This window comes from Natronomonas sp., from assembly GCF_036625485.1.
Classification (GTDB): domain Archaea; phylum Halobacteriota; class Halobacteria; order Halobacteriales; family Haloarculaceae; genus Natronomonas.
On sequence record NZ_JAZKTR010000169.1, the window covers coordinates 1 to 4,825 of the forward strand.

Annotated in this window: 5 protein-coding genes; 3 read left to right on the forward strand and 2 right to left on the reverse strand. The window is 67.0% G+C overall.

Going from position 1 to position 4,825, the window contains the following annotated elements:
• Both glpK and V5A53_RS12915 read left to right on the forward strand, forming a co-directional pair.
• Positions 1-1,445: glycerol kinase GlpK (gene glpK / locus V5A53_RS12910; protein ID WP_332314030.1), on the forward strand; the 1,445-nt coding region annotated here is incomplete at its 5' end.
• Positions 1,446-1,512: 67 nt separating this feature from the next.
• Positions 1,513-2,496 (forward strand): LLM class flavin-dependent oxidoreductase, encoded by a 984-nt coding sequence (locus V5A53_RS12915; RefSeq protein WP_332314031.1) that lies wholly within the window; start codon positions 1,513-1,515, stop codon positions 2,494-2,496.
• Positions 2,497-2,599: 103 nt separating this feature from the next.
• Here the strand turns inward: V5A53_RS12915 and V5A53_RS12920 are convergent, their stop codons facing one another.
• Both V5A53_RS12920 and V5A53_RS12925 read right to left on the reverse strand, forming a co-directional pair.
• Positions 2,600-3,250 carry a winged helix-turn-helix transcriptional regulator gene (locus V5A53_RS12920; protein WP_332314032.1) on the reverse strand — a complete coding sequence of 217 codons (651 nt, stop codon included), beginning with the start codon at positions 3,248-3,250 and terminating at the stop codon, positions 2,600-2,602.
• 87 nt (positions 3,251-3,337) lie between these two features.
• Positions 3,338-4,372: a saccharopine dehydrogenase family protein gene (locus V5A53_RS12925; RefSeq protein WP_332314033.1), complete on the reverse strand. Its 1,035-nt coding sequence runs from the start codon at positions 4,370-4,372 to the stop codon at positions 3,338-3,340.
• Between the two features lie 146 nt (positions 4,373-4,518).
• Here V5A53_RS12925 and V5A53_RS12930 point away from each other — a divergent pair.
• The coding region (locus V5A53_RS12930) for a response regulator (protein ID WP_332314034.1) at positions 4,519-4,825 on the forward strand (307 nt) is incomplete at its 3' end.

The following is a 4,825-nucleotide window of genomic DNA, read 5'->3' on the forward strand; positions in this document are numbered from 1 at the left end:
TCCACGGGCAGGCCTACGAGACCCACGAGCAGTTCTATCCGGAACCGGGGTGGGTCGAACACGACCCCGAGGAGATCTACGGAAACGCCGTCTCGACACTCCGTTCGGCCATCGACGCCGCCGGCATCGACGCCGCCGAGATCGCCGCCCTCGGGGTGGCGAATCAGCGTGAGACGACCGTCCTCTGGGACGCCGAGACGGGCGAACCGGTCCACGACGCCATCGTCTGGCAGGACCGGCGGACGACCGAACGCGTCGAGCGCCTCGAACAGGAGGGCCGGGCGGCCGCCATCCGACGGAAGACCGGGCTTCAACCGGATGCGTACTTCTCGGCGACGAAACTGGAGTGGCTGCTCGAGAACGCCGACCCCATCGCACCGGACCGCGGCCGCGGCGCTGACGTGCGCGAGCGGGCCGAAGCCGGCGACCTCCGGTTCGGCACCATCGACTCGTGGCTGGTCTGGAAGCTCACCGGCGAGCACGTCACAGACGTCACGAACGCCTCCCGAACCCTGCTTTTCGATATCCACGAGATGGCATGGGACGACGACCTGCTCGCGGAGTTCGACCTCCCCGAGGCCGTCCTGCCCGAAGTACGACCGTCCAGTGACGCCGATATTTACGGCTACACCGACAAGGAGACCTTCGGTGCCGAAATCCCCGTCGCGGCCGCGCTCGGCGACCAGCAGGCAGCCCTCTTCGGACAGACCTGTTTCGATGCCGGCGACGCCAAGAACACCTACGGCACCGGCTCGTTCCTTCTTTTGAATACCGGCGAGACGGCCGTCGATTCGGACCACGGCCTCCTGACGACCGTCGCCTTCCAGCGCTCCGGCGAACCCGTCCAGTACGCCCTCGAGGGCTCGATATTCGTCACCGGCGCGGCCATCGGTTGGCTCGAAGACGTCGACCTCATCGACGACCCCGCCGAGACCGAACGGCTGGCCCGCGAGGTCGATTCGACCGACGGCGTCTATTTCGTGCCCGCCTTCACCGGCCTCGGGGCGCCACACTGGGATCAACGCGCACGCGGGACGATGGTGGGCCTCACCCGCGGGACCGAACGCGCCCACATCGTCCGGGCGACGCTGGAAGCCATCGCCTACCAGACCCGCGACGTCGTCGAGGCGATGGTCGAGGACAGCGGGCTCGAACTCACCGACCTTCGGGTCGACGGCGGTGCCGTCAAGAACAACTTCCTCTGTGGCCTGCAGGCCGACATTCTCGAAAGCGACATCGTCCGTCCCGTCGTCGACGAGACGACCGCCCTCGGGGCGGCCTACGCCGCTGGCCTGGCGGTCGACTACTGGGAGAGCGTCGACGAACTCCGGGACAACTGGCGAATCGACAGGGAGTTCTCGCCGGATTCCGCCGCTGACATCGACCGACGCTACGAACGGTGGAGCGAGGCCGTCGAGCGAGCGAAAGGGTGGGCACGCGAGTGATCTGCCGCGACGGTCGGCCGCGAACCGGCCTGTCATTTTATATCTACCGTGGTGGATTGACGCAGGTATGCCGACAGACCTGCTGTTACCGATGGTATCGGAGATGGACGACGGCGCCCTCGCGGCCCGGGCCGAGGACCTCGGCTACGACGGCCTCTGGCTCGGCGAACTGTGGGGTGCCAGCAGCGTCGTCCGACTTACCGAGATCGCGACGCGAACCGACGAGATCGACCTCGGGACGGCGATCCTCAACGTCTTCTCGCGGACGCCCGCGGTGCTGGCGATGACAGCGGCATCGCTCGACGACGTCGCCGGCGGCCAGTTCAAACTGGGGGTCGGCACCTCCACGAAGAAGTCCATCGAGGACCTCCATGGCGCCGAGTGGGACGACCCGAACCCGGTCCGGCGGGCCCACGAGACCATCGAACTGACGAAGGCCTACCTCGACGGCGACGAGCGCGTCGAATACGAGGGCGAGGTCTTCGAGGTGCAGGATTTCCCCGCTCTCGGAGCCGATGTCCCGGTCTACCACGCGGCGCTCGGGAAGGCCAACAGGCGCGTCGTCGCGAGACTCTGTGACGGGTGGATTCCGCACAACATCCCCTTTCCCGTTCTGCAGGACAACTACGAGTACATCCGCGAGCACGCCGAGAAGGCGGGCCGGGAGACGACCATCGACGTCGTGCCGTACGTCCCGGCAGCCGTCGCCGACGATACCGAGGCCGCCAGGGACGTGATCCGCGGGCACGTCGCCTACTACGTCGGCAGCGGCGAGGGCTACGAGCGGGCCGTCGCCGAACTGTTCCCCGAGGAAGCTGAGGCCGTCGCGACGGCGTGGCGGTCCGGCGACCGCTCTACCGCGGTCGAGGCCGTCACCGACGAGATGGTCGACGCGCTCGGCGTCGCCGGTACGCCGGAGGAAGCACGCGACGGACTCCGAGCGATCGCCGACATCGACTGCGTGACGCGCCCGATGGTGACGATTCCGAGCAACGCCGACGACGAGACGGCGACGCGGACGATAGAAGAACTGGCGCCGTCGAACCGCTGAGCGAGGGCCGACTAGCTCGGCTCATACGGATCGTTGTAGTCTTTTACCGGCGAGCGCCGAACCGTACCGGGCGCTCGCCGGTAATTCGTTACAACAATTCGTATCAATCGTCGGCGGGGATGGGAGCGTCGGCTACCACGGCCCGCGTCTCGTCGGTCAGTCGAGTGACCACTGCCTCACCGGTACGTTCGCGCTCGACGAGGCCACGTTCGGCAAGCGTCGAAAGGTGATGTGAAACGGTCGATTGTGCCCGACCGGTCACCGCCGCGACGTCCCGAACGGACGCGGGTTCGGCCTCGGCGACGGCTTCGAGAACGGCGTCGGTCGGTTCGGCACTCGTGGCGGCCGCGAGGTCGGCGTTCATCTCGGCGGGCGCAAAGCGGAGCGCACCTCCTGCTTCGGCTGCCTCGACGAGGCCAGCGTCCCGGAGGAGGTCGACGTGATAACGGACGGTCGATTTCGTCACGCCGACGGCGTCGGCCAGCGTCGCGAGGTCCGCGCCCGGCGATTCACGAATCGCGGCGTATACCGCCTTCCGAGTGCGCTGTTCGAGGATGCCCTCGGTGTCGGCTCGCGAAAGCCCCGACGAGAGAACGACGGAGCGATACCGGTCGATCTCGGGCGATTCGAAGCCGACGGGAGCGGTGAGAGTGGCCCCCTCGTCGTCGGCCCCGCTGGCGGCGACGACAGGCGGCGCGAACAGGCCGACGACGAGGAGGGCGACGAGGGCGGTGACCAGCGGCCGGCGATACATACCCGGTCATGTGGCGGCGTCGGATGTATGCCTTTTCCCATGGCTATCGAAAGGGTACGAGAGCCGAGTACATGGAGCGTCGAGAGACTATTCGTCGAAGAAGCCCTCGACGCCGTCGAGGTCGAGGACGAACTCCGGGCCGAAGGCCGCCGCGGGCGTCTCGAAGCCGGTCGGTGCGTCCTCCAGTATGCCCTCGGCCGCCGTCGTCGCCGAATCGACCGTCAGCGCGTAGGTTTCGGGGGTTTTCAGTCGCGAGGTGACGGTCGTCTCGCCGTCGGTCGCCTCCCCCCAGACGTAGCAGGCGCCCTCCTCGCGCTGGCGCTCGCTCGGTCCGTCCACGAACGTCCTGGCGAGCGTCTGGAGGGTTTCCTTGACCGGCGGGATGCCGAGAAGCGGTGCGGTGAACCGACTGAGCTTCATGGCCGACCCGACAAGCGGCGGGACGGCGGTGTAGGTCTCGATGTTCTCGATACCGGTCGTGTAGTAGGCCGTCGAGACGTCGCCCCACGGGATGGTGACTGCGTTGCGCTCGCCGCGACCGAAGTCGATCCGTCGGCGTTCGTGAGCCGTCGGCACGTCGACGATACGACCGTCGCGACGGATCTTCCCGCCCGCGTCGGCGTGTTCGATGACCGAGGCGAGCGTACCCTTCGAGATCGTCCCCGAGGGGTCGAACCCGAGACGGAGTTCGTCGGCCTCGGGCAAGCGGTCGTGGAGGTGGCCCGCCAGACAGTCGGTCGGCACCACGTCGAAGCCGACACCGGGGAGCAGACAGACGCCCGCCTTCTCGGCCTCGCGGTCGCGTTCGGCGATGGCCTCGAAGACCGACAACTCGCCCGTGATATCGAGGTAGTGGGTTCCCGTCTCCAGACACGCCTCGACGAGCGGTTCGTAGGTTTCGACGAAGGGACCGGCACAGTTGAGGCAGACGTCGACATCGTCGAGGTGGTCGTCGGCCGCTCCGACCCCGAATCCCCGGCCGGGAACGCCGAGGCGTGCGGCGAGGTGGTCGGTTCGGACCTCGTTGCGGCCGGCGACCACGACGTCGAGGCCGCGGTCGACGGCTTCCTCGGCGATGAGTTCGCCAGTGTAACCGTAGGCGCCGTAGATCAGCAGGGACATGGCGGTATCTCTCCCGGAGATACCAAAAAAGCCCTAGTCAGGTGGGTGGTTCGGACCGAAGTAAGACGAAAGTATATGCTGACCAAGAGGCTAAAATCAGGAAAACGTCGGTTCAGGCCGTTCATGTCGCTGGTGAGAACTCCGGGTTGGATGGCGATTCCATCGACGCCGAACGGGTCGAAACGAGCCGGGAAGTGCTTCGGCGACTGGACGCGGGCGAGGTCGACTGTGTCGTCTGCGAGTACGACCTCGGTGGCGGCGACGAGGAGACCGGGCTCGATGTCCTCCGAGCGGTTCGGGAGCGAAACGAGTCCGTCCCGTTTCTGCTGTACACCGAGCGGACCGACGGCGACGTGGCCATCGAGGCGACCCGACTTGGCGTGACCGAATCCTTCACCGACGACGAACGGAACTTCATCGAACTGCTCGTCGAGTGGCTCGGCCACGAGATCG

What these genes read in the sequence shown, in the direction of transcription:
- V5A53_RS12915 (WP_332314031.1), top strand. Translation starts at nt 1,513, where the DNA reads ATGCCGACAGACCTGCTGTTACCGATGGTATCGGAGATGGACGACGGC.
- V5A53_RS12920 (WP_332314032.1), bottom strand. Translation starts at nt 3,250, where the DNA reads ATGTATCGCCGGCCGCTGGTCACCGCCCTCGTCGCCCTCCTCGTCGTC.
- V5A53_RS12925 (WP_332314033.1), bottom strand. Translation starts at nt 4,372, where the DNA reads ATGTCCCTGCTGATCTACGGCGCCTACGGTTACACTGGCGAACTCATC.